The organism is Nocardia sp. NPDC049149 (assembly GCF_043197455.1).
Classification (GTDB): domain Bacteria; phylum Actinomycetota; class Actinomycetes; order Mycobacteriales; family Mycobacteriaceae; genus Nocardia.
In genome coordinates, this window is sequence record NZ_JBICTD010000001.1 from 1,074,199 (window position 1) to 1,097,946 (window position 23,748).

The 23,748-nt window shown below is 67.3% G+C and carries 19 protein-coding genes; 10 read left to right on the forward strand and 9 right to left on the reverse strand.

The features are described 5' to 3' along the window. Window positions 1-60 precede the first annotated feature (60 nt). Window positions 61-1,761, reverse strand: a complete 1,701-nt coding sequence (locus tag ACGFNJ_RS05055) for an aldehyde dehydrogenase family protein (RefSeq protein ID WP_393443439.1) — start codon at window positions 1,759-1,761, stop codon at window positions 61-63. Window positions 1,762-1,853: 92 nt separating this feature from the next. Here ACGFNJ_RS05055 and serS point away from each other — a divergent pair, with 92 nt between their 5' ends. The 3 genes from serS to ACGFNJ_RS05070 all read left to right on the forward strand — a co-directional run bounded on the left by serS (window position 1,854) and on the right by ACGFNJ_RS05070 (window position 6,577). Beyond that, window positions 1,854-3,116 carry a serine--tRNA ligase gene (serS, locus tag ACGFNJ_RS05060; RefSeq protein WP_393443441.1) on the forward strand — a complete coding sequence of 421 codons (1,263 nt, stop codon included), beginning with the start codon at window positions 1,854-1,856 and terminating at the stop codon, window positions 3,114-3,116. A 148-nt stretch (window positions 3,117-3,264) separates the two neighbouring features. Further along, window positions 3,265-5,130 (forward strand): putative bifunctional diguanylate cyclase/phosphodiesterase, encoded by a 1,866-nt coding sequence (locus ACGFNJ_RS05065; RefSeq protein WP_393443443.1) that lies wholly within the window; start codon window positions 3,265-3,267, stop codon window positions 5,128-5,130. A gap of 163 nt (window positions 5,131-5,293) precedes the next feature. After that, entirely contained in the window at window positions 5,294-6,577 is a 1,284-nt protein-coding gene (locus ACGFNJ_RS05070; RefSeq protein ID WP_393443445.1) for an MFS transporter, read from the forward strand. A 140-nt stretch (window positions 6,578-6,717) separates the two neighbouring features. Here ACGFNJ_RS05070 and ACGFNJ_RS05075 read toward each other — a convergent pair whose 3' ends face one another. Beyond that, window positions 6,718-7,731, reverse strand: coding sequence for a hypothetical protein (locus ACGFNJ_RS05075; protein WP_393443447.1), 1,014 nt, complete (start codon window positions 7,729-7,731; stop codon window positions 6,718-6,720). Between the two features lie 254 nt (window positions 7,732-7,985). Beyond that, the gene (locus tag ACGFNJ_RS05080; RefSeq protein ID WP_393443449.1) at window positions 7,986-8,633 is read right to left on the reverse strand and encodes a TetR/AcrR family transcriptional regulator; all 648 of its coding nucleotides are present in this window, start codon (window positions 8,631-8,633) and stop codon (window positions 7,986-7,988) included. Window positions 8,634-8,770: 137 nt separating this feature from the next. Between ACGFNJ_RS05080 and ACGFNJ_RS05085 the strand changes: the two genes are divergently transcribed. The 4 genes from ACGFNJ_RS05085 (at window position 8,771) to ACGFNJ_RS05100 (ending at window position 12,831) form a co-directional block, all read left to right on the forward strand. Further along, a complete protein-coding gene (locus ACGFNJ_RS05085; protein WP_393443451.1) occupies window positions 8,771-10,021 on the forward strand; it encodes an oxygenase MpaB family protein in 1,251 nt (416 codons plus the stop codon). 79 nt (window positions 10,022-10,100) lie between these two features. Beyond that, window positions 10,101-11,057: a DMT family transporter gene (locus ACGFNJ_RS05090; protein WP_393443453.1), complete on the forward strand. Its 957-nt coding sequence runs from the start codon at window positions 10,101-10,103 to the stop codon at window positions 11,055-11,057. Between the two features lie 165 nt (window positions 11,058-11,222). Then, window positions 11,223-12,212, forward strand: a complete 990-nt coding sequence (locus ACGFNJ_RS05095) for a peroxiredoxin family protein (protein ID WP_393443455.1) — start codon at window positions 11,223-11,225, stop codon at window positions 12,210-12,212. Between the two features lie 277 nt (window positions 12,213-12,489). Beyond that, the gene (locus ACGFNJ_RS05100; RefSeq protein WP_393443457.1) at window positions 12,490-12,831 is read left to right on the forward strand and encodes a calmodulin; all 342 of its coding nucleotides are present in this window, start codon (window positions 12,490-12,492) and stop codon (window positions 12,829-12,831) included. Between the two features lie 59 nt (window positions 12,832-12,890). Here the strand turns inward: ACGFNJ_RS05100 and ACGFNJ_RS05105 are convergent, their stop codons facing one another. Both ACGFNJ_RS05105 and ACGFNJ_RS05110 read right to left on the reverse strand, forming a co-directional pair. After that, window positions 12,891-14,429: a Rieske 2Fe-2S domain-containing protein gene (locus tag ACGFNJ_RS05105; RefSeq protein WP_393443459.1), complete on the reverse strand. Its 1,539-nt coding sequence runs from the start codon at window positions 14,427-14,429 to the stop codon at window positions 12,891-12,893. A 61-nt stretch (window positions 14,430-14,490) separates the two neighbouring features. Further along, window positions 14,491-15,444, reverse strand: coding sequence for a hypothetical protein (locus ACGFNJ_RS05110; protein ID WP_393443461.1), 954 nt, complete (start codon window positions 15,442-15,444; stop codon window positions 14,491-14,493). 229 nt (window positions 15,445-15,673) lie between these two features. Here ACGFNJ_RS05110 and ACGFNJ_RS05115 point away from each other — a divergent pair, with 229 nt between their 5' ends. Together ACGFNJ_RS05115 and ACGFNJ_RS05120 are read left to right on the forward strand one after the other, a co-directional pair. Continuing rightward, on the forward strand, window positions 15,674-16,420 hold the full coding sequence (locus ACGFNJ_RS05115; protein ID WP_393443463.1) for a lysophospholipid acyltransferase family protein: 747 nt from the start codon (window positions 15,674-15,676) through the stop codon (window positions 16,418-16,420). 15 nt (window positions 16,421-16,435) lie between these two features. Continuing rightward, window positions 16,436-17,191 carry a 1-acyl-sn-glycerol-3-phosphate acyltransferase gene (locus ACGFNJ_RS05120; RefSeq protein WP_393443465.1) on the forward strand — a complete coding sequence of 252 codons (756 nt, stop codon included), beginning with the start codon at window positions 16,436-16,438 and terminating at the stop codon, window positions 17,189-17,191. Between the two features lie 62 nt (window positions 17,192-17,253). Here the strand turns inward: ACGFNJ_RS05120 and ACGFNJ_RS05125 are convergent, their stop codons facing one another. Next, entirely contained in the window at window positions 17,254-18,099 is an 846-nt protein-coding gene (locus ACGFNJ_RS05125; protein ID WP_393443467.1) for a helix-turn-helix domain-containing protein, read from the reverse strand. Window positions 18,100-18,185: 86 nt separating this feature from the next. Here ACGFNJ_RS05125 and ACGFNJ_RS05130 point away from each other — a divergent pair, with 86 nt between their 5' ends. Further along, complete coding sequence (locus tag ACGFNJ_RS05130; RefSeq protein ID WP_393443469.1) at window positions 18,186-19,058, forward strand: NAD(P)H-binding protein; 873 nt, start codon at window positions 18,186-18,188, stop codon at window positions 19,056-19,058. A gap of 362 nt (window positions 19,059-19,420) precedes the next feature. On the opposite strand, the gene ACGFNJ_RS05135 is transcribed toward ACGFNJ_RS05130, so the two are convergent. The 3 genes from ACGFNJ_RS05135 to ACGFNJ_RS05145 form a co-directional block, all read right to left on the reverse strand. After that, window positions 19,421-21,673, reverse strand: coding sequence for a heavy metal translocating P-type ATPase (locus ACGFNJ_RS05135; RefSeq protein ID WP_393443471.1), 2,253 nt, complete (start codon window positions 21,671-21,673; stop codon window positions 19,421-19,423). 152 nt (window positions 21,674-21,825) lie between these two features. Beyond that, window positions 21,826-22,767: a hypothetical protein gene (locus ACGFNJ_RS05140; RefSeq protein WP_393443473.1), complete on the reverse strand. Its 942-nt coding sequence runs from the start codon at window positions 22,765-22,767 to the stop codon at window positions 21,826-21,828. A 258-nt stretch (window positions 22,768-23,025) separates the two neighbouring features. Further along, a complete protein-coding gene (locus ACGFNJ_RS05145; protein ID WP_393443475.1) occupies window positions 23,026-23,739 on the reverse strand; it encodes a sterol desaturase family protein in 714 nt (237 codons plus the stop codon). Window positions 23,740-23,748: the final 9 nt, after the last annotated feature.

The following is a 23,748-nucleotide window of genomic DNA, read 5'->3' on the forward strand; positions in this document are numbered from 1 at the left end:
ACCTGGCCTGATCTGCGCTTTCAGTGCAGATCATGGCCGCTGATCTGCGGTGTCGGCGCACTATCCGCGTAGCGCGGACGCGAAGATGCCAGGAATCTTGGCAGGATTGCCGCTGGCGTAGAACTCGGTCAGCCTCCGACCGGTGGTGGCCGCGGTCGCGTTGTCGACGAACCACGGCGGCTTGGGTGACAGCGCGAACTCACCGCGCAGCACCGAGCGCGGGGCAGGCCGGAACGGTCCGTACACCACCGTGCGTTCCACGTCGTCGAGCAGGAAAGCGTTGTGCACCACGCCGATTCCGCTTTGCACGTCGTCGAGCGTGTGACCGGGGAACGCGCCCCAGGACGCGCGCGGTGCGAGGAAGGCGAGCCCGGTCCAGGTGTTCACCGCGATCGCGCCGTAGCGCAGCCGTTCGATGGCGCGGTCGAAGCCGATGCCGAGCGTGCGGATGGTCGCCGGATCCGCGAGGATGTTGGCGCCGAGCGTCCCTGTCAGTTCCGTGTTCGCGAAATCGACCGCATGCTGCAGGAATTCGCCACCCGCATAGGGCAGTTCGACGACGCCGAGCACTGGCGAGAAGTATTCGGTGCGCAGCAGCGGGGTGTCGCTGAGCGGCAACTGATCGACCAGCACCCGGCCCGAGCCGAGCTGCTCGGCCGCCGGATAGGACGTCAGCGCGTCCGCGACCCTGGCATCACTGCCCGGATAGTAGGCCGTGCGCTGCGGGGCGGCGGCGAGCGCGACGCGCAGCTCGGCCAGGAACTTGTCCTTGAGCGCCCAGTCCTTGCTCAGCACGATCGCCTGAGCGGCGACGCAGTTGTAGCCGCCGTTGTGCAATCGCTGCGTCGCCACATGCTCGGCCTGGTACTTCAGGTCGGCGTCGGACCAGTCGCCGGGCACCACGATCGTCGGCGATACTCCGCCGAGCTCGCTGGTGATCGGCTTGTCCAGCAGCGGCCGGTTGTCCTTCTTGCGCTCCAGCCCTTCCGGGCCCGGCCCCCACACGATCGTGTCGTGGGTGTTGGCGCTGCCGGTCATGTGCACATGCGCGACATCGGCATGATGCACGAGATAGCTGCCGGTCTCGGCGCCACCCGTCACGATGCGCAGCACCCCGAGCGAGCACAGCGGCGCGAACACCATCTCGAACACCGTGTACAGCGGATCGGTGATCGGATTCAGCTTCAGCATGACCACCCGGTTGTGCGCATACAGCTCGTACAGCGCGTCCAACGGCGGGATCGAGGTGATGTTGCCCGCGCCGAGCACGACCCCGATGCCGCCGGTCGCGGTCGGATCGAGCTGGGCGAGCCCGGCCCGCCTGCGTGCGGTGTCGGCGTCGACGCCTTGCCGCAGCCACACCTCGCCGCGAAAGCCACTGAGCAACAGTTTGTCGTAGCCACTGAGCGGCAGGATCGGCACTGCGACGCGACCACCCGGCGCGTCCTGCGTGGTGACACCGTCGAGCGGGCTGCGCCCTTCTTCCAGCGCGGTCAGCGTCGCGGAGAGCGCGGCGACGGCCTGCAGCAGCGTCAGCGGTCCCGACATCCATTCCTCGCCGACCAGCGGCGAGTTCTCGTCGAGTCCCTTGATGGTCCGCGCGGCCCGCACCCAGTCGTCGGCGAAGCGCCCGGTTCGGGTGTGGATGTCGTCGAGGAGCTCCCTGCGACGACGCAGCGGGGTCTGTGCCCACACCTTCTCGCCCTCGCTCAGCTCGTGCAGTGCGTCATCGATGGCTGATTCGTCGAAAGTTGTGCCCACGAACCAACTATGCCCGTGTCAAGGGGCCGGTGGCCCGCATCCTGGGATATCGGCGTGAAACAGCAATAACCCGACCACTAGGCTGAGTGCCCATGATCGACCTCCGATTCCTGCGGGACAACCCCGACGCGGTCCGCGCCTCGCAGCGGGCCCGCGGCGAAGACCCCGCTCTCGTCGACGCGCTGCTGGAAGCCGACGCGGCGCGCCGTGCGGCGGTGGCCACCGCCGACAACCTGCGCGCCGAGCACAAGGCGATGGGCAAGCTGATCGGAAAGGCGAGCAAGGAGGAGCGTTCCGCCCTGCTCGCGCAGGCGCAGGAGATGTCGGTCAAGGTCAAGGAGGCCGAGGCCGCGCAGAACGCCGCCGACGCCGATCTGGACGCCGCGCACCGCGCCATCTCGAACCTGGTCGCCGATGGCGTGCCCGTTGGCGGCGAGGACGACTATGTCGTGCTGGAAACCATCGGCGCCGCACCGGAATTCGACTTCGAGCCGAAGGACCATCTGGAACTCGGCGAGTCGCTCGGCCTGTTCGACATGGAGCGCGGCGCGAAGGTCTCGGGTTCGCGCTTCTATTTCATGACTGGCTACGGCGCGCTGTTGCAGCTCGGTCTGCTGCAGCTGGCGGCGCAGCGCGCGGTGGCCAACGGCTTCACCATGATGATTCCGCCGGTGCTCGTCCGCCCGGAGATCATGGCAGGCACCGGTTTCCTCGGGCAGCATGCGGCCGAGATCTACCACCTCGCCGAGGACGACCTCTATCTGGTCGGCACGTCGGAGGTGCCGCTGGCCGGCTACCACGCGGACGAGATTCTCGATCTGAGCGCGGGCCCGAAGCGGTATGCGGGCTGGTCGACGTGTTTCCGGCGCGAGGCGGGCAGCTACGGCAAGGACACCAGGGGCATCATCCGGGTGCATCAGTTCGACAAGATCGAGATGTTCGTCTACACCACACCCGAGCAGGCCGATGCCGAGCATCAGCGACTGCTCGGCTGGGAGAAGGACATGCTCGCGGCTGTCGAGGTCCCTTACCGGATCATCGATACCGCGGCGGGCGATCTCGGCAGCTCGGCCGCGCGCAAGTTCGACTGCGAGGCATGGGTGCCGACCCAGCAGACCTACCGCGAACTCACCTCGACCTCGAACTGCACCACCTTCCAGGCCCGCCGCCTCGCTGTGCGCTACCGCGACGAGAACGGAAAGCCGCAGATCGCAGCGACTTTGAACGGCACGCTGGCGACCACCCGGTGGATTGTGGCGATCCTGGAGAACCATCAGCAGGCCGACGGATCGGTCCGGGTGCCCGCGGCGCTCGTGCCGTTTGTCGGCACCGATCTGCTGGTACCACCCGCGTAGGTCGGCGGCCCGGCACGCGGAAACGCCGAATTCGGACAGTCGATTTGGCGTACCGGATGTTTCGCTTCGATGAATAGCTGTCGGTTCGCCATGCCGGATTCACGGGATGTGGCAACCGCTGGGATTCGTTGTGTCTAGGCTATTCCCCGTGCGAGGAATCGGGGCGCGCGGCGATACCCGAACCCGGGTGCGGGCGGCATCGGCGCTGGCGACAGCTATGGTCATGGCTCGAACCACCGGGGCGTTCTACGTCATGGGTGGTGTGCTTGGTCTGCTGATAACCGCGATCGCCCCTGGCGACGAAGGTAATCGGCCGCTGGTTGGCGCGGCTGCGGCGATTGCGCTGACGCTCGGCCTCACGCTGCTCGCGTGGGGGCCGCGACTGCCGCATTCCATCCACCACATGTATGTCGCGATCGCGACGGTGCTTGTCACGATCGCGGTCTACGCGTTCCCCAACACCGTCGGCTCGATCAGCCTCGCCGCGTTCTACGTGTTCGTCGCCTGTGACGCCGCGCTGTTCTTCGCGTGGTCGCAGGCGGCCGCGCACATCGCGTTCGCGATGGCGTTGTGCCTGTGGGTGTTGCCCGCGCGGCCGGTGCTGCCCGGATTGCCGTGGTGGTCCGGGCTCATCCCGGCCGGTGTCACCTTCGGCGTCGGCGTGGTCGTCGGCATCCTGACCAGGATGGCCTCGGAAGCCGATATCGACGTGCTGACGGGACTTTTGAACCGCCGCGGCTTCGACCGCGCGCTGAATTCCGCGATCGAGCAGGCCACCCGCACCGGGCAGGGGCTCGCCCTGGTCCTGGTCGACCTCGACCGCTTCCAGAAGATCAACGACCACCTCGGCCACCGCGCGGGCGACGCCGTGCTGCAACGGGTTGCCGACACCTGGTCGAAATTGCTTGCGCCCGATCAGCGGCTGGCCCGCTACGGCGGCGACGCGTTCGCGATGCTGTTGCCGAACACCACCGAGCAGGCCGCGATCCTGCTCACCGAGCAACTGCGCGCGGCGGTGACCACCGGCTGTTCGGCGGGCGTTACCTCATGGCAGCCAGGCGAATCCGGTTCACTGCTGGTCAGTCGCGCGGACGTCGGCCTCTATCGGGCCAAGCAGGCCGGGCGCAACCGGACGGTGCTCGAGTCGTCGCGGCAGCTGCCGCTGGCGGTGGAGCTACGCGAGGCGATCGACCGCGGCGCGCTCGACGTGCACTATCAGCCGATCGTCAGCCTCACCGAGGGCGGCGGCAAGGCGGTCGGTGTCGAGGCGCTGCTGCGCTGGTCGTCGAGCGCGCAGCCGGACGTCACCACCGAGGGGCTGATCCGGGTCGCCGAGGAATACGACCTCATCGCCGATCTGGACGAGCTGGTGTTACGCCGGGCCTGTGCCGACGCGGCCAGGCTGCAGGACACCTTCGCTCAACTCGATCTCACGCTCAACGTCAATGTCAGCGGACTGGAGCTGGCCGAGGCGGGCTATGCCGACCGAGTCGCCGATATCCTCGCCAGCACCGGTTGGCCCGCCGACCAGCTGGTGCTCGAGGTGACCGAGAGCGAGCTCGCGGCCGAATCCCAGACGGCCATCGCCAATTTGCACACGCTGCGGGACCGGGGCGTGCGCATTGCCATCGACGACTTCGGCACCGGGTACTCGTCGCTGAGCAGGCTGGCCACGCTGCCGAGCGACATACTCAAGGTCGACCAGTCCTTCGTCGCCGCGATCCGCTCCGACTCCCCGGCGCCGCCGCTGCTCGGCGTGATCGCCGCCTTGTCCAGCGCGCTGGACCTGCAGGTGATCGCCGAAGGGGTGGAAACCGAGTACCAGGCCGCGGTGCTCACCGAACTCGGTTTCGCCCTCGCGCAGGGGTACCACTACAGCGACTCGCACCCGGTGGCGGACCTGATCAGCGACCTCAACACGAACCAGGGCCGGGTCGGTCCCGGCGCAGCGGATCGCAGTCTCGACGACGGCGATTCGATGCACGCCGCCAATGGTTGGCTGCCGCTCGGATAACGGCTTGACGCAGTTCGCCGGGCTGCGCATGCTGGTCGACATGCGTTTGCTTTTCTACGCCAGTTGATTCGTCAGCGGGCTGTTCGCCCGGCGCACGGATAAAAACGGCATTCTTCGTCGAAGCTCGGACCTGATCGGGGTTCGTGCGCTCACCGTGCGGGCAGTGTTGTTCGCGGGCATCGGCGATCTGATCCCGCTGTACGCGCTGTACTCCCTCTTGTTCGCCGATCACGGGCTCGGCACCGGGCAGATCTCGGCACTGTTCGCGATCTGGTCGACCACCGCCTTCCTGCTCGAGGTGCCGTCCGGTGCGTGGGCGGATACGGTGTCGCGGCGCGCGCTGCTCGTCTTCAGCGGAGTGCTGCTCACTGCGGGGTTCGCGATGTGGACCCTCCTGCCCACCTTCCTCGGTTTCGCGCTCGGCTTCGTCCTCTGGGGCGCGGCAGGGGCTTTGAAATCGGGCACCTTCGAGGCGCTGCTCTACGACGATCTCGCCGCACGCGGTGAGCAGGCGTCCTACGCGCGGATCCTGGGTTACACCCGGGCGGCCTCGGAGACCGCCATCGTCGTCGGCATCGTCGGTGCGACCCCGCTGTACCTCTGGGGCGGTTACGCGCTGATCGGCTGGGCCAGTGTGGGATTCGCCGCGCTGCACACGGTGATCGCGTTGTCGCTGCCGAGTGCGCCGAAGGCCGTGTCGGCGAACGCGGTCGATGAGCTGGAAGAGGAGGATGCGCCGGATAGCCTTGTCGCAGTGGTGCAGTCGGCCGAACGCGACGAGTCGACTATCGCGGCACGGCCTTTCGTCAGATACCTGAGCATGTTGAAGACCGGTGTCGGCGAATCGATTCGGATCAGCGCTGTGCGCAACGGTGTGCTGCTCGGCGCGCTGCTGTTCGGTATCACCGCATTCGACGAGTACTTCGCGTTGCTCGCCGAGGAAGCCGGGGCGGCGACGGCGGTGGTGCCGCTGCTCGTCGGGGTGACCGTGCTCGGGTCACTGACCGGATCCGTGCTGGCCGGACGCACCGAGGGCATGTCGGGACGCGCCATGGCGATCGCCGTCGGCATCGGTGGTGTGTTGTTTCTCGGCGGCGCCCTCGTCGCAGGTCTGGCTGAGCACCGGCCGAGTGCGGTCTATGTGCTTACCGGCCTTGGCTTTACGGCGATCGGCATCTCCTACGGCATCGTCTACAACGCGGGCGTTGTCGCAGGGGCCCGCCTGCAAGACGCGATCGAAGGGCCCGCGCGTGCCACCGTCACCTCGGTGTCCGGACTGCTCGGCGAGGTTGTCTCCCTGGCGGTCTTCGCGTTCGCGGCCGTCGTGACCACGTGGTGGTCGATGTCGGTGCTGCTTGCGATCCTTGGTGCGTGCATCCTTCCGATCGCCGTGCTCGCGCCGATGTGGTTGCCCGCGAAGGTGGTCGAGCAGGTCGATTCGACGTAGCGCCCGCTATTTGTGCCGTCCTGTACGCGGTGGCAGCGCAGTCCCGGCACGAGTCTCGGCCGTGGTACGCCTGCGGCAGCAGGTTGACTTGCTGCGCCGCAGGCGAATCCGTAGTGCGGGAATTCCGTTCCCAGCCGGTCTTATTCGGGAAGCGCGTCGGCCAGGCGATTACGGAACACGTACTCGACGCCAGGGTCACGCGGCAACTCCCACGCGGGTCCGACGAAGTACCTCGCGGCATCCTTGTCACCCTTGGCGAGGTACTGCATCCACGCCAACGTGAGCGTGGTGAAGGCATTGTTCGGTGGCGCATCCATCGGCTTGGTGTGGTTGGCGCCGCGGATGCACGCCAGGTAGCCGGGCACGGTGAGCGTGGTGTGGTACTGAAGCCACATGGGGTGATACCAGTGCCACACAATCGCATCCATGCAGCCGGTCATGTGCATGGTCGGCACGTTGAGCAGGATGCCGATGGCGTACGGGCTCGATTCCCATGGCACTGCGCCGATGATCCGTGCCGCGGGATCGATGTAGCGGTACACGTCCGGCGGCAGGCTCGCGTTTTGTTGAGTCGCGCCGCCGCCGCCGGAATGCCCGACGAAGAAGATGCGGCCGAGATCCACCTTGCCGAACATCGGGTTGTTCGGGTCCTTGTTGGCGTCGGAGAGCGTCTTCACGCCGATGATGCCGATTTCCGGCAGTCCATTGAGCAGGTCGTACGGCATCGCGACGACATAACCGTAGCTTGCCCAGAATTTGGCGCTCGCGTCGTACCAGCCGGGATCCTGTCCGGTGCCTGGTGCGAAAATTACCACCGGAGCGGGGCCGGTATCGGCGATGTCCTTCGGATAGTAGAAGTTGACGCCGAACGGCAATTCATTTCCCGACGGAAATGAATTGGTGCACTGCAGGTGTGACTGATTTCCGAAGAACCGGTACGACTCGTCCATGGCCGTGGCCCACGGTGAGGAGGCGCAGCTGTGTACTTCGTTGGTCTGTGCTGTCTCGTGTGGGCCTAGCTGGCCATATGAGGTCAGCGGCACGTCACCGGGCGCGAATCCGTCGTCGGCCGTCGCGGCCGGAGCGGTCCCGATCACGAGGCCGGAAAGAATCAGTGCCGCGACGAAAGCGGCGCCGAACGAACGATGGCCCATGCGCCGCCGGCCGAGTTGTGCTGTCAGCAAAAGAACGTCACCCGCTTCCATTTCGAACGAATACAAGCAAGGGAACATGGCGCACCCAGCGCCGAATCGACATCACTGTGGGGCAAATCAATCCGGCAGTCAAGCGGCCGCGCGCATTACTATTTGCCAGCACAGTTTTACGCGCAAAATATGCGGTTGCCCTCGAACCAGACGTGTCGAAGGGGATTTACGGCATTTGCCGCGGCCGATGTCGCGCCCGGCGACTATTCGGCGAGCGGGACGCCGATGAGATGGCTTGCGGTGAGCAGGAATTGGTCGGTGGAGCGGTCGACCAGGTCGGTCCTGCTGATCGGGAGCGTGCCCGCGAGCCAGCTGTTGGTGGTCTCCCACAGTCCGCCGAGCAGATGGATCGCCGCGAATTCGGCGCGGTCGCCCACGCTTTCGACGACGTCCGCGCCGACCTCGGCCGCGCAGGCCGCCATCATGATGCCCGCGAAGGAGCGCATCACCTCGGCTCGGCGCATGAGCAGCGCCGGGTTCAGCTGTGCTTCGACGGTGACGATGCGCGCCTTGCGTGGGTCGTCGGCGATCAGGTCGACGGCGGCGGCGATGGCGGCCCTGGTCTTGGCGTGGATGTCGGTCGGCGTCGTGAGGAACGCCGTGACCACCGCCTGACCGATTTCGTCGACGATGCGGTCGAACAGCTCGCTGAACACCGCACCGAGGTCGTCGAAGCTCTCGTAGTAGTAGCGCTCCGACAGCTTGGCCTGCGTGCACAGCCCGGACACGGTCAGCTTGGTGAAGCCCGAGGTGCCGATGATTTCCAGCGCGGCGTCGAGCAGTGCGGCGCGGCGGCGCGCTTTGCGCTGTTCGATCGGCACGCCGCCGTAGGACCGCGAGGTGGTAGCCACCGTTCCATTCTGGCATACAGCCTTGCCAGATATCTGTTTCTGTGGGACGGTCTTGTCAGAATGTGCGGCAGTCGCGCATTCGCGACTCGTAAGTGTTCTCTGCTCGACGCGAACCTCGACCCGACGGGTGAAGTGCAATGGCGCATGACAACCAGAAACTGCCCACTCCGCAGCTCTTCACGGAGTTCCCCTACAAGTACGCCGTGCCGCTGCTCGCACCGGGTGACCTCAGCTGCACTGCGGCCCAACGCGACTCGTTTCGCCGATTCAGCCAGGTCGGCGACCCGCTCGCAGATGCCGTCGTCGCGATGTTCAAGCGACTGCCGGTCGGCGAGGGACGGCGCATGTTCGAGACGGCGGTCGAACACGGCATCGACGCCGTTCCGGACGCGCCGCCGGAGCTGAGCGCGCTCTTCCACCAGGTCGAGGCAGACCCGTACTGGCTCGATCGCGCCAAGCTGGAACACGGCGCCAGGGTCGTCGGCCGCACCGGCGTCTGGGGTGGCATCGCCATGGGCATGTTCGCGCTGATGGGCGGCTATCTCGCGTCCCGCGCGGACAAGACCCTGGTCGGCACCGGCGACCTCGACGCGATGGCGCCGCGCAGGCTCGCCGAGACCACCCAGTGGTGGTTGGACGTGACGACTCCCGGTGCGCTGGAACGCAATGCGGTCGGCTTCAAGAGTGTGCTGCGGGTGCGGTTGATGCACGCGCTGGTGCGTTCCGGCATGAATCGGCGCCCCGACTGGGATTACGACGCATGGGACCACCCGGTCAACCAGGTGCTCACCGTCGGCACCCTCGGCCTGTTCTCCATGGCCAATCTGGTCGGCGCGCAAGCACTCGGCCTGCGGTTCTCCGCCAAGGAGAAGGACTCGGTGTTCCAGCTCTGGCGCTACGTCGGCTTCCTGCTCGGCGTCGATCCCGAGATCCTGCCGACCTGTGAGACCGACACCTGGCGCGCCTTCTGGATCCTCGCCGACACCGAGTTCATTCCCGACGCCGACTCGCAGCGCCTGGCCCAGGCACTCATCCCCGCGGCAGGCGGGCTGTTCATCGGCGACGACACCGTGGCGCAGCGCGCGGTGCGCAAGGTGATCACCAGCTACATGGTCGCCTACAGCCGAATCGTGCTCGGACCGACCAACTCCGACTTCCTCGGCCTGCCCGCCAGCAAGTTCTACCAGGGTGCCGTCATGGCGACCGCCGTCGTCAACGGCGCACTCGAGCTCCCGCGCCGCGTCATCCCCGGCGCCACCCGCTTCCAGGAAAACCTCGGCGCCCGCATCCGCATCCGCCTGGTCCGCGGCTCCATCGCCCGTAACGGCGGCGACCGCACCTACGCCCGCCACGACACCTACGCCGCCCGCCCCTTGCGCGTCAGCTGACCCAGCGGCCCGCTGATCCGGACTGGCCGCGTTCATTGGGTGCGCGGCGGGGTGGGTGGGCGGCGGTAACGTGCCGGGGGTGAGCGTGCGGGTGAGGTGGGGGCTGGTTTTCGGGTTTTGTATCGGCGCGGGGGTGGCGGTGCAGGGGCGGATCAATGGTGCGCTCGGGGGGCGGCTGCATGATGGGATTGCTGCTGCGACGGTGAGTTTCGGGTCTGGTCTTTTGGTGTTGTTGATCGCGTTCGCGGTGCGTGGGTCGCTGCGTGACGGTGCCGAACGGGTTCGGCGGGCGGTGTCGGCGGGGGCATTGCGGCCTTGGCATCTGCTCGGTGGTCTTTGTGGTGCCTTTTTCGTTGCCTGCCAGGGGCTTACGGTCGCTGCGATCGGAGTCACGGCGTTCACGGTCGCGGTGGTGTCGGGTCAGCTGCTGAGCAGTTTGGTGGTCGACCGCCTCGGTGTCGCACCCAGCGGACGGACGCCAGTCACCGCAACGCGATTCGGCGGTGCTGCGCTCGGTGCGCTCGCGGTGTTGATCGCCGGTTGGGGACGCGCCGCCACACCGGGCGGCGCACTCGCGGTCCCGGAGGCGCTGCGTGGTGCGCCGACGGCGCTGCTCATCATCCTGCCCGCGCTGGCTGGTATCGGCTTGGCCTGGCAGCAAGCGGTCAACGGCCGGATCGGCGAAGTCGGCGGCCCGCTGTCGGCCACGCTGGTCAACTTCTGCGTCGGTCTCGTCGCACTCGTCGTGATCGAGGCCGTGGTTCTGATCTGGTCCGGCCTCCCCGCCGAATTCCCTACGCAGCCATGGCTCTACCTGGGCGGACTGATCGGCATCGCGTTCATCGCGCTGGCCGCCGCCACCGTCGGCCGCATCGGCGTTCTGCTCCTCGGCCTCACTTCCGTCGCAGGCCAACTCCTCACCTCGATCGTCCTGGACGCCCTCACCCCGACCAGCGCAGGACTATCCCTCACCGCAGTGATCGGCAGCGCACTGACCCTGCTCGCCGTCGCCATAGCTGCCCGCTCCCACCCCTGAACAGCGCCGTCGGTCGCACGGCCCGACTGAAGTGATTCGATCATGCGGCACGGTCAGCGCGGTCTGAATCGGGGCGGTCGGTTCGTCGCGCTGTGTGACGGCGTCATCGAAAACAGTTCTTGCGATTCATCTTTCACCACTGCGGTGGTGTGGGATCGTGCGCTCATGCTGATCGAATACGGGGTGTGGATTTCGCGGCTGGTGGTTGGTGTGCTGTTCGGGCTGTCGGCGGTGGGGAAGCTGGCGGATCCGGTGGGCACCCGGAAAGCGGTGGGGGAGTTCGGTGTTCCGCTCAGGCGGGTGCCCCTGGTGGGGTGGGGGCTCCCTGCGGTCGAGGTGGTGGCGGCGCTCGCCGTGCTGCTGCCGTGGACGGCGCTGGCGGGGGCGACGCTCGCGCTGGTTCTGCTTGTCGTGTTCACGGGGGCAGTGGTGCGGCTGCTGCGGAAGGGGGAACATCCGGCCTGCTCGTGTTTCGGGGCGGTCAGTGCCGCGCCGATCGGGGCGAAGACGCTGGTGCGCAACGGTGTGCTGATCGTGCTGGTGCTGCTGGTCGCCGGCGGTGCGATTGCCTATCCGCGGGTTCCTGGCGGACTGCCCGTCGGCGACGCGGTCTGGCTGGCAGTGGCTGCCGTCTTGATCGCGGCACTGACCTGGGTGTGGGGCGAGGTGCGTGCCCTGCGCCGCCGGGTCGATGAACAAGCGTTGTCGACGCTCGGTGCCGAGGGCTTGCCGCCCGGGGCGGTCGCGCCGGAGTTCGAGCTACTCGATATCGCGGGCGGCCGAACGAGTTTGGCGTCGCTGCTGTCCCGCGAGCGTCAAGTGCTGCTGGTGTTCGTGCATCCGGGGTGCGAGTTGTGTGCGGCGCTGGCCCGCGAATTGCCACGCTGGCAGGCGCGTACCGCCGAGGTGCTGACGATCGTGGTGGTCGGCAACGGTGACGCGGTCGAACACACCGAATGGGGAAAGGCGCAGGGCCTCAACGGCATTCCGGTGCTGGTGCAGCAGGGAAACGAGGCCGCATTGCGTTACCGCGTACGCGGCACTCCCTCTGCCGTGTTGATTGATGCCGACGGACGTGTCGCGGCGCCGGTGGCACGCGGCGCGATAGCAGCCCGCGAGTTGATTGTGGCGGCGAAGCGAGCGGTGCGCCGATAATTGTGCCGCGCGGTTGGTTCGATATTATTCAACCAATTCGAAAAGTACTGTGCGGTGCCAAAAATGCGGAAGTAACAGATAGCCGGTTCGATCGGTACCGCCGTACCGGTCGCCGAAGCAACGTCCTACCCGGCAAACGGACCGGTTCTCTAATTACGTTGCGGTGCAACCATTTTCATTGCCAAACTACGGCATGACCACTGATCTGCTCGATACCATCGAAGGGCTAGATTCTCCAATCAGAGTCGATTGGCCGCATTCGACTGAGGGAAAGATCATGGCACTCTTCGCATTCACCGATTACTCAGGCAAGGAATTCGTCGTCCAGCTGAACAATGACCAACGAATAGAGGAGGCCAGGCGAATACTGAAGGGCGAGGAAACGATGTCGACCCATGTGATGGGCCGCATCAGGAAGACTCGCGTCGACTACAACCCGGAGTGGGACTTCCATCTCGATCCGGACACCATCACCTTCTTCACGGTGGCCATCGAGGTCTGTGACGCCAGCATCATGTACGCCAACGATCACCTCGACGAGGCGTGCGGCGCGTTCTTGCCCGGCTGCTTCTGGTGTCCCTGGTCATCCAGGCTCACCCGTGAGCTCAACGGCAAGTAGATCTGTTCCACCAGAACCATTTCCGGTCGATACCAGACGGTATCGACCGGAGCCGCGTGTCAGCTGAGCTTGCGCGACCGCAGCTCGTGCCCCTTGGACGTCTTGCACCGCCCCGATTCCAGATCCCACTGCCAGCCGTGCAGGTTGCAGGTGAGGGTATTTCCTTCGACCACACCGAATTTCGACAGGTCGGCCTTCAGGTGCGGGCAGCGCCGCTGCACCTCCCACCCGGACAGCTCGGTGGAGGCGGAATCGTCGTGCGCCTCGGAGAACCAGCCATCGGCGTAGGCGATGCGCTCGTCGGTCAGGCACTTGAAGAACGTGTAGAGGAATTCGTTGTAGCCGCCGATCCGCCACGCCTGGAAGCGGGTGGACAGGAAGATGGTGTTGACCCAGTCGGGTTCCTTGTCCCGCAGCACGGTACGCACGAGCTCGGGGGCGATGCGAAAGCCGTAGCGGTACTTGCCTTCTCCCGCGATCGCGCCGCGCACCACCCGCTTGGGGAAGTCGAGCACGACGGTCTCGTCGCCGATCACCAGGCCGACCGGGTAGCCGATGCCGTCGCAGATCAGATCGCTCTGCCCCATGATCGGCTCGAAGAGTTCCTTCAGCGGTTCCAGCAGGGGCCCGTCACCCGTTGCCCACGAAGCCTTTTCGGCCGCGAGCACCGGCGCGAGCCGCTGTGCCATCAGCTCGATGTACTCGGCCTTGTTGTCGTAGATCAGGCCGGGCTCGAACGGATGGGTGAGGTCGAGTTCGCGACCGCGCACGTCGGCGACCGAGCCGGGGATCATCAGGATCCCGCCCTCGTTGCCGTGGATCCGCATCTGCTCCAGGAACACCATCTGGTCCGGGAAGATGTTGCCTTCGTCGCCGCGATCGTCGTTGAGATAACGCAGCTCGTCGTCGAGGAACACCGGCGGTCCCGCGGACGGCACCACCCAGGTCGCGCCGACCTGCTCGATGTAGCTGCGGCATCGATCCATCCCGCGCTGGCGCTTCTGCTTGCCGAAGTTCGCCTTGGTGCGGTTCGGAATGTCGTAGACCATCGGGTACCAGATGGCGCCCGAGTACTGCAGCAGGTGAATGTCGATGTGGCCGAACGAGTCGTGCAGCACATCCATGTCGACCGGGCGCGCGTCGTTCATGTTGAAACAGGTGGTCTCGCCGTCGGAGACGACGAGCCCGGAGTCGCCGATCGGTCCGTCGGCGGGCGCGCGCAGCGCGATGATCATGATGTCCAGGTCACCGCCGGGCCCGGTCACCGTGTGCTTGACCGAGTCCTCGGTCTCGAAGAACTTGGTGAAGCCGAGCTTCTCCAGTTCCCGCTTCAGATCCGGCACCGGGTAGTCCGGCAGCAGCACGGTCGCGTCCTTGTTGACGTGCTTGGCCAGGTTTTCCGCGTCGAAGTGGTCGCGGTGCAGGTGCGAGACATAGAGGAAGTCGCAATTGCCCAGCTCGTCCCAGTCCAGCTGGGTGTTGTCGGGGAACGGGAACCACGCGCCGAAGTAGGCGGGATTGACCCAGGGATCGCAAAGGATCGACCCGGCCGCGGTGCGGATGTGGAATCCGGCGTGTCCGACGCTGGTGATCTGCACGAGCTGCTCCTCCTGAAGCGTTGCCAGCCATCCAGGGTAGTGGTTGTGTCGAATCGGCCGCCTACGGGGCGACGTCGCCGATGCAGTAGCCCTGCGGACCGGCCGTCAGCGTGAACGTGCGCGTCTGGGTCACACCGGACGAGTTGGTCACCGGCACCTGGACCGTGAGGTAGTCGCCGCGCAGGCGCTCGGATCGGATCTCCTGGTCGGCGAACTTGGTGGCGCCGGTGAGCTTGCCGGGGTTGTTGGCGAGCGGGGCGGCGATCGCCGTGCCGGTGCCCTTGGGATCCCAGCTCGCCGGGGTGGCCTTGCACACCAGCGGGTAGGTGCCTTCTTTGTCGGCGGGGTCGAGCGGTGTGCCGACGAACCGGGCGAGGTACCTGCGCACCGTGTGCCTGGCGTCGGCGTCGTTGTAGTCGATGTCGGCGCCCGCGGTCGCGACCCGAGGGCAGGCGTACTCGGTGTCGAGCGCGGCGCGTTCCACGGCGACCGTGACGGTCCGGTTCTTCCAGGTGATGCCGTCTTTGGTGGCCGTCCCCGGCTGGGCGAGCGCGGCCAGGATGGCCTGCTCGTCGGCGTACATGTCGGTGACATTGCGCGGCGCGATGGTCCAGCACTTGGCCTGCAGCTGGGTGAGGCTGTCGGTCTTCAGATCGTCGGCCCAGCGCTGCACCGCGGCGGGCAGTTCAGCGACGGCGCCGGTCGCCGGGATGGTGGTCGACGGCGCGGTGGTCGACGAGATCTGCGACGTGGTGGGGACCGCGGCAGGCGGCGTCGTGACCGCGGCCGCGGGTCGAACCGGGTCCTCGTTCGGGATGCCCACCGCGGAGTCGCAGCCCGCGAGCACGAAGGCGCCCGCGACGGCCAGCCCGCCGAGCAGGGCGCGCGCCGGCCTGCGCTGCCGAGCTGTCCGGCACGCTGCCGCGGCGAGGTCCGTTCGGACCAGGCGGGCGAGCGCGGGGGAACGGCCGTCGGCCTGGGTGGTTGCGGTGCGAAGAATTTCGGAGTTGTTCACATGTGCTGCTGTCTGGTCGAGCTCGGCACTGCCGAGCTGCCTTGCCCGATCGTGGTTCCGGTGCGATTTCCGGTGGCGTCCACACGATTTCGGTAGGGCGCTGTCCACTTCGACGATCCTCTTCTCTGAGCCTGCTTCGGGGCCGATCGTGCTGTCTCGACCCGGGGCGGCGCGCAGAAGTGGCGGCGCAGTGCCGGATGGGACAGTCTGCGACTACGCTAGCGGAATTGTGGAACCCGTCTACCGGACGATCATCGGCCTGGCCCGTGCCGTCTTCTTCGTCGAAGGTCTGAAATTCACCGTCAAAGGCGATGAACATATCCCCGCGCGGGGTGGTGCCGTGCTAGCGGTCAACCACACCGGGTATATGGACTTCACCTATGCGGGCCTGCCGGTGCGCACCCCCAAGCGCTATGTCCGGTTCATGGCCAAGAAGGAAGTCTTCGACGACAAGATCTCCGGCCCGATCATGCGCGCGCTCAAGCACATTCCCGTCGACCGTGGTGCGGGCGCCGACTCGTACAAGGCCGCGGTGGAGTACCTGCGGCGCGGCGAGTTGGTCGGTGTGTACCCCGAGGCGACCATCAGCCGCAGCTTCGAGATCAAGGACTTCAAGTCCGGCGCGGCACGGATGGCGATCGAGGCGGAGGTGCCGATCATCCCGATCGTCATCTGGGGTGCGCAGCGGGTGTGGACCAAGGGGTTCCCGAAGCATCTGGGTCGCACCAACACTCCGATCTCCATCGCGGTCGGTGCGCCGATCCCGCCGTCCGAGCCCGCGGCCGACCTGACCGCGAAGCTGCGCGCCACCATGCAGGAGATGCTGGTCGACCTGCAGCAGGACTACGTGCACGAACCGGGCGCCTACTGGGTCCCCGCCCGGCTCGGCGGCAGCGCTCCTACCCTGGAGGAGGCCGACGCGCTCGATGCCGCAGAGGCCGCGGAGAAGGCCGCGCGGAAGAAGACGGCCTCGTAACAGCGGAGTGTTCGGATGGCGCGGGAACCGGTTTACGACGTACTCACCGGCCTGGTTCGCACCATATTTCTGGTGCAGGGCCTGCGGATCGACATCGCAGGACAGGACCATATCCCGCGCTCCGGCGGCGCCGTGCTCGCCGTGAACCACACCGCGTACCTGGACTTCATGGAGGTCGGGCTGGTCGGCCGCAAGTCGCACCGCAATGTCAGGTACATGATGAAGGCCGAGCTCGAGCACGGGATCGTCGGTTTTCTGATGAAGCACTGCAAGGCGATCGGCGTCGACCGCACGGCGGGCGCCGAGTCGTACAGCCGCGCGGTGCAGGCGTTGCGCGACGGTGAGCTGGTCGTTGTCTATCCGGAGGCGACCATCAGCCGCAGTTTCGAGCTCAAGGAGTTCAAGTCCGGCGCCGCGCGCATGGCGATCGAGGCCGAGGTGCCGATCATCCCGTTGGTCATCTGGGGTGCGCACCGGGTGTGGACGAAAGACATCCCGAAACAGCTGGGCCGCAACAACTTTCCGATCAATATCCGGATCGGCGACCCGATCCCGCCCGCCGGGCCGACCGACGAACTCACCGCAACCCTGCGCAGCCGGATGGATGACCTGCTCACCCGAGCACAGGACGACTACCCGATGGACCCCGGCGCCCGCTGGGTCCCCGCCCGGCTCGGTGGCACCGCGCCGACGCCGGCCGAAGCCGCCGTCCTGGAACAGGAAGAATTGGCCCGCCGCCGCGCGGCCAAAGCCAAGCAGTCCGGCCACTGAATTCACCAGTGGCACATGGCTGCGGCATCGGCCGAGAAGCCCGCACCGTGGTGTGCCACTCGTCAGAGATGGTGGAGGGGACGGCAGGGCGTCGGGGCGGGGACGGTGCCGCGGAGGAAGGCGGTCGGTGCGACGCCCATGAGGCTGCGGAAGTCGGCGACCAGGTGGGATTGGTCGTAGTAGCCGGTGGTGGCGGCCAATTGGGCCCACGGGGTGCTGCCTGCCTGGGACAGCACTCGGCGGACTCGGGCGATGCGGGCGAAGTGCTTGGGGGACAGGCCGACTCCGGCGGTGAACAGGTTGCGGAGTTGGCGTTCGCTCACGGCGAGGGCAGTGGCCGATTCGGGGACGGAACGGCCGGTCGAGATCTCGACGATGGCGGAGCGGAGCAGGGTGCGGTGGGCGTGCTGGGTGCGATCCTCGGAGATACGTTGCGGTAGTGCGTCTTCCAGGAACGGAAAGATCTCGTCGGGGCCGAGTTCGAGCAGCTCATCGGTGAGATCGGCAGCCGCGCCGGGCAGTTCGGCGAGGCGGATCACCCGATCGGTGAGGACGGCCGCGGGCACACCGAGCAGGGTGCGGGCCGCACCAGGGGCCAGCCGCATCCGGATGCACCCGGTCGGCTTGCTTGCCTTCGAGTAGATCGCCTGGGTTTGCGGGCCGATGACGAGCGCGTCCCTCGGGCCTGCGTCCGGAAGCCGCAGCACGAGGGTGGTCGCGGCCTGGGGCAGGTGGGCGAACGGCTCGATCCGGTCGCGCACGGTCGGGATGTAGTCGAGTTCGGTGAGCCACGGACGCAGCGATTCCGGCGCGGGCACCGTCGCGGCGACGAGGTCCGCGGTCACGACGGGTGCCTGGCTCGGCAGGCCGACGGAGTCGGCCGGGCTCGGTGCACGCAGACTGATCACCAGCTCCACTGTAGGCAGCTTGCTGGTCCGCGGGTGTGCCGGAATTTCCTAGAGCTGCCTGCGGTCCGCGCGGCAGCGTGCGGATCATGATTCTGATCACCGGTGCCACGGGCACCATCGGCAGCGAAGTCGTCCGGCAGTTGGTGGCGCGTGGCGAGCAGGTCCGAGCCGTGACGCGCGATCCGGCGCGCGCCGCATTGCCGCCCGAGATCGAGGTGGTGCGCGGCGACTACACCGATCTCGCGTCGATGGCAGCGGCCTTCGCGGGAGCCGACGCGGCATTCGTCGTCGGGCTCCTCGGCCCGGATTACATCGAGCTCGATCGCGCGCTGATCACCGCCGCCCGTGATGCCGGTGTCCGCCGCATCGTGAAACTGTCCGCCATCGGCACCGGATCCGCGGAGCTCGGCCGCATCGGCACCTGGCACCTGCCCGGCGAACAGGCGGCGCAGGACAGCGGCGTCGATTGGACGATCCTGCGCCCGAGCTCCTTCGCCTCGAACACCCTGAGCTGGGTCGATGCCATCCGTGCCGGTCAGCCGGTGCCCAACATGACCGGCACCGCCACGCAAGGTGTGATCGACCCGCACGATGTCGCCGCGATCGCCGTGGAGGCGTTGCTCTCGTCCGGCCACGCGGGGCAGATCTACACGCTCACCGGTCCGGAGCTACTCACCACCGCGGATCAAGCGGCCACCTTGTCCGCCGCACTCGGCCGACCGGTGGCGGTATTTGATGTGCCGGATGCTGCTGCGCGCGAACACTTGCGCGCCGCGGGCAGGTCCGACGAATTCATCGACGGTGCGCTGGCAGGCCAAGCCTTCGTCCGCGCGGGCGGCAACGCGATCCTCACCGACGATGTGCACAAGGTCCTCGGCCGCCCGCCACGCACCTTCGCCGACTGGGCCGCTGCCCACACCACCGCCTTCGCCGCAGCACCGACTTCCAGCGCCGAGTAGATCGGCGGGCGCGCAAAAGGGGAACTAGTGCAGGCGTTTCGCCCGAGAAGCCACCTGCACCAGTTCCCCCTCGACCGAACCGGTGGCTGTGAGTCGGCTGGCAATGTGGCGGGAGGTTGCCGAGAGTCGGGCGCTGAGCATTGTGGAGTGTTGTTGGGCCGCAGTAGTTTTCGGTTGCCGATAGCGCTCGACGGAAGGTTCGATTCATGCTCGCCTTGCTGACCATCTTGGGTGCGACCGGCAGTGCCGCCGCGGCGTGGGCAACGGGAAGTGCCGCGATGGCGTTGGGAAACAGCGACATCCTGCACTGAAGCCGGAACGGGGCGGCACCGAATGGTGCCGCCCCGTCCGTTGTCCGATCCCTACTGTGCGGTGGAGCGGAAGCGACGCAGCCGCAGGCTGTTGCTGACCACGAAGACCGACGAGAACGCCATCGCCGCACCGGCGAGCATCGGGTTCAGCAGGCCGGCCATCGCCAGCGGGATCGCGGCGACGTTGTAGGCGAAGGCCCAGAACAGGTTGCCCTTGATGGTGCCCAAGGTCCTGCGGGACAGCCGGATCGCGTCGACGGCGGCCCGCAGGTCACCGCGCACCAGGGTGAGGTCGCTTGCCTCGATGGCGACGTCGGTGCCGGTGCCCATCGCCAGGCCGAGGTCGGCCTGCGCGAGTGCCGCGGCATCATTGACGCCGTCGCCGACCATGGCGACGACCTTGCCCTCGGCCTGCAGCCGTTTGACGGTTGCCACCTTGTCCTGCGGCAGCACCTCCGCGATCACCTCGTCGATGCCGACCTGGGCGGCGATGGCCTCGGCGGCTGCCCGGTTGTCGCCGGTCAGCATGATCGGGGTGAGCCCGAGCCCGCGCAGCTGCGAAATTGCTTCGGCAGACGTAGGTTTCACCGCGTCGGCGACGACAAGCACGCCGCGGGCGGCGCCGTCCCAGCCCACCGCCACCGCGGTCTTGCCCGCGGACTCGGCGGCCTGCATCGCCCGCGCCGAGTCGGCATTCAGGTGCTGTGCCCAGTCGTCGAGCAGCCGGGACCGGCCGACGAGTACCGCGTGCCCGTCCACCACGCCCTGCACGCCGAGCCCCTCGAGATTCGCGAAGCCTTCGACGGCGCCGAGTGTGCCGAACCGATCCCTGGCGGCCTTGGCGATCGCCTGCGCGATCGGGTGTTCGGACGAATCCTCCAGTGCCCCGGCGAGGGCGAGGATCCGGTCGGCGTCTTCCCCTTCGGCCGCAACGACATTCAGCAGTGTCATGCTGCCGGTGGTGACGGTGCCGGTCTTGTCGAGCACCACGGTGTCCACCCGCCGGGTCGACTCGAGCACCTCGGGGCCTTTGATCAGGATGCCGAGCTGCGCGCCGCGACCGGTGCCGACCATCAGCGCGGTCGGGGTGGCCAAACCGAGGGCGCACGGGCAGGCGATGATCAGCACCGCGACCGCGGCGGTGAAGGCCGCGGCGACGGAACCGCCGGTGCCGAGCCAGAATCCGAGGGTGGCGACCGACAGCGCGAGCACGATCGGCACGAAGACGCCGGAGATCTGGTCGGCCAGCCGCTGGGCCTGCGCCTTGCCGGTCTGCGCGTCCTCCACCAGCTGTGCCATCCGCGCGAGCTGGGTATCCGAGCCGATCCGGGTGGCGCGCACCACGATTCGACCGCCGACGTTCACGGTGGCGCCGACCACCGCGTCGTCGGGGCCGACCTCCACCGGTACCGATTCGCCGGTCAGCATCGCGGCGTCGACCGCGGACGAGCCGTCGACGACCACGCCGTCGGTGGCGATCTTCTCGCCGGGGCGGACGACGAACCGGTCACCAACGGCCAACTGCTCCACTGGTATCCGCTGTTCAACGCCGTCGCGCAGCACCGAAACCTCTTTAGCCCCGAGTTCTAGCAATGCGCGCAGCGCCGCGCCGGCCCGGCGCTTGGACCGTGCCTCGAAGAAGCGTCCGGCCAGGATGAAGGTGGTGACACCCGCCGCGGCTTCCAGATAAATGCTTCCGGTCCCGTCCATCCGTGAGATGGTGAATTCGAACGGGTGCTTCATGCCCGGCATGCCTGCGGTGCCCCAGAACAGCGCGTACAGCGACCAGCCAAGCGCGGCAAGGGTTCCCATCGACACCAGCGTGTCCATGGTGGCGGTGCCGTGGCGCAGGTTCGCCCATGCGGCCTGGTGGAACGGCAGCGCGCCCCACACGACGACCGGCGCGGCCAGGGTCAGCGACAGCCACTGCCAGTTGGTGAACTGCAGCGCGGGGATCATCGCCATCGCGATCACCGGCACGGTCAGTACGAGCGAGACCAGCAGCCGGGTCCGTAGTGCGGCGGTTGGATCCGGTTCGGCGGCAGTGCTTTCCGCCGGTTGACCGGTCGGCGCGGGCAGGGTCGCGCGGTAGCCCGCCTGCTCGACGGTGGCGATCAGGTCGGCGGGCGAGATGTCGCCGGTGACGTCGACCCGCGCCTTCTCGGTCGCGTAGTTCACCGTCGCGGTGACGCCGTCCAGCCTGTTCAGCTTCTTCTCGATGCGATTGGCGCAGGACGCGCAGGTCATGCCGCCGATCACCAGTTCAACCTGCCCGATGCCGGGTGGCTGTGTCGCGGTGGTCATCGTGTGCTCCGTTCTGTGCGGCACGGGTGGGGGTCGGGTGGATCAGCGGCTGGGACAGTGGTTTACCGGCGTAGCGAACTGGCGCTTTTCGGTTGAGTGGTTCATCGGATGCTCCGTTCGAAGCGGCGCGGTGTCGGCATGACCCGCCGGTGTCAGTGGCCGTGCCCGGTGGGTGCGAGTTCCGGGGTGGCGCCGTGTCCGGTGTGCGCTGCCTCGGACCCGGCGGGTCCCTGGCCGACGGTCAGCGTGAATTCGGCTGTGCGGACCACTCCTTCGTGCTGGAAGTCGAGGAACAAGCGGTAGTCGCCCGCGCTCGGTGCGGTGACATAGAAGGTGATGCCCGGTCCGGCGGGGGTTACGCCGTCGCCGGGGTGGCCGTCGGGGTGCACGTGCAGGTAGGCGAGGTCGGCGGTGCGCAGGGCGACAAGGTGACCGTACGCCGCGAGGTAGGGCTGGAGGTCGGTGACCGGCTTGCCGTCCTTGCTGACCGAGAGGGTGACCTTCGAGGCTTGGCCTGGGGCTACGGTGCCGTCCATGGTGACGGTGTAGCCGCCGACTGTGCTGGTGTTCGCCGCGGCGGGCAGCGGCTGCGGGTCGTAGGCGCCCGCGACCCGCAGGTCGGTGCCGAGGGTGAGGTTCTCGCCGCCGTCCGGGGTGAAGTCGGCGAACACCCGGTAGTCGCCCGCCCGGCTCAGATCCAGTGGGACGCTCCAGGTTCCGTCGCCGCCGAGGACGGGGTGCACGTGCTGGAAGGCGACCATGTCACGGCGGACCACGATCAGGTGCAGGTCCTTGTCGTGGGCGCGCTGGTAGCGGGTGAGCGGGGCACCGTCCTGGTCGAGGATGCGGAAGCGCAGCGTGACGTTCGGCGCCGCGGTGGTGCGCGCGGTGTCGAGCCGCAGGGTGTATCCGCCTTCGGTGGCCATCATTCCTCCAGGTGCGTGGTCGGGCTTGGCGGCGGGCGCTGCCTCGTTGTGTGCGTTCGAATCGGGGGTGGTTGGTTCGGGTCCGACGGTCGCGCCGACTGCGACGGCGATCCCGAAGACGGCGGCCAGGCCGAGGGCGAAGCCGGCGAACTTGGTGGCTGCGTTCATCGGATGCTCGCGGTGCACATGGTGGTCTCTCCTTCGCCGGGTGGGCGATGTCGTTTGTTGAGACTTACCATACCCCCCTAGGGTACTGAGTCAAGATGCTTCTGGAGGGCGGTCGCCGTGCGCCTGGTCACAGGGTGTTCGCGGAATCGTCACCGCGTTGGACTGGGCGACGGTAGACACGAGAAAGGCCACCGCCGATGTAGGCGGTGGCCTTTCTGCCGAGACGTCGTTGGCTCGACCGGGATGGCTCCGGCGGCCTCAGCCTGCGTGCAGGTTGCGGGCGGTGGGGGAAGTTTCGGTGGTCGCGGGGTCCGGATGGGTGCCGAACATGCGGTCGGCGGTGCCGGAGGTGGTGACGGTGAACCAGTAGTGCTCGTTCTTGTAGTGATGGTGGCGGTGATTGCGCCAAACCGCCCGGTAGAGCGAGCCTTTCGGCTTGTAGTCGGTGTGGATCAGATAGTGGATCCACTCGTAGCCGAGGCCGAGCACCGTGATGGTGAGCAGGAAGGTGAGACCGAGGCCGAGGCGCGGGAACGCGAAGGCGGCCAGCGCGATCAGGACCACGACCAGCACCGACAACGTCTTGGTCGGGATGAAGATCAACGGGATGTTGCGCGGATCCACATGGTGCGCACGGTGTTTGCGCGCCAGCTCGCTGTCGATCGGGATCGGCCCGAGCTGCCTCGGCCGCCAATGCAATACCGTGACGTGCACGATCCACTCGAAGGCAGGGAACACCGCGAGCATCACCGCGGGGACCAGCGCGTCGGTCAATTGCCAGTCACCGACGACGATTCGACCGACGAGCGCCGCGACCAGTGTCGTGCCGATGAGCCACGGCGAGGGGTGACGGAGGAATTCGCGGAACGCCGCGTCGAGCGTGAGCCCGCGGCGCAACGAGCGTTCGTCCTTGCGCACCTGCTCGCGAGCCTGGGTGTCCACGGGATCCTGGGCGGACTTGGGTTTCGTCATGGTGTTTCC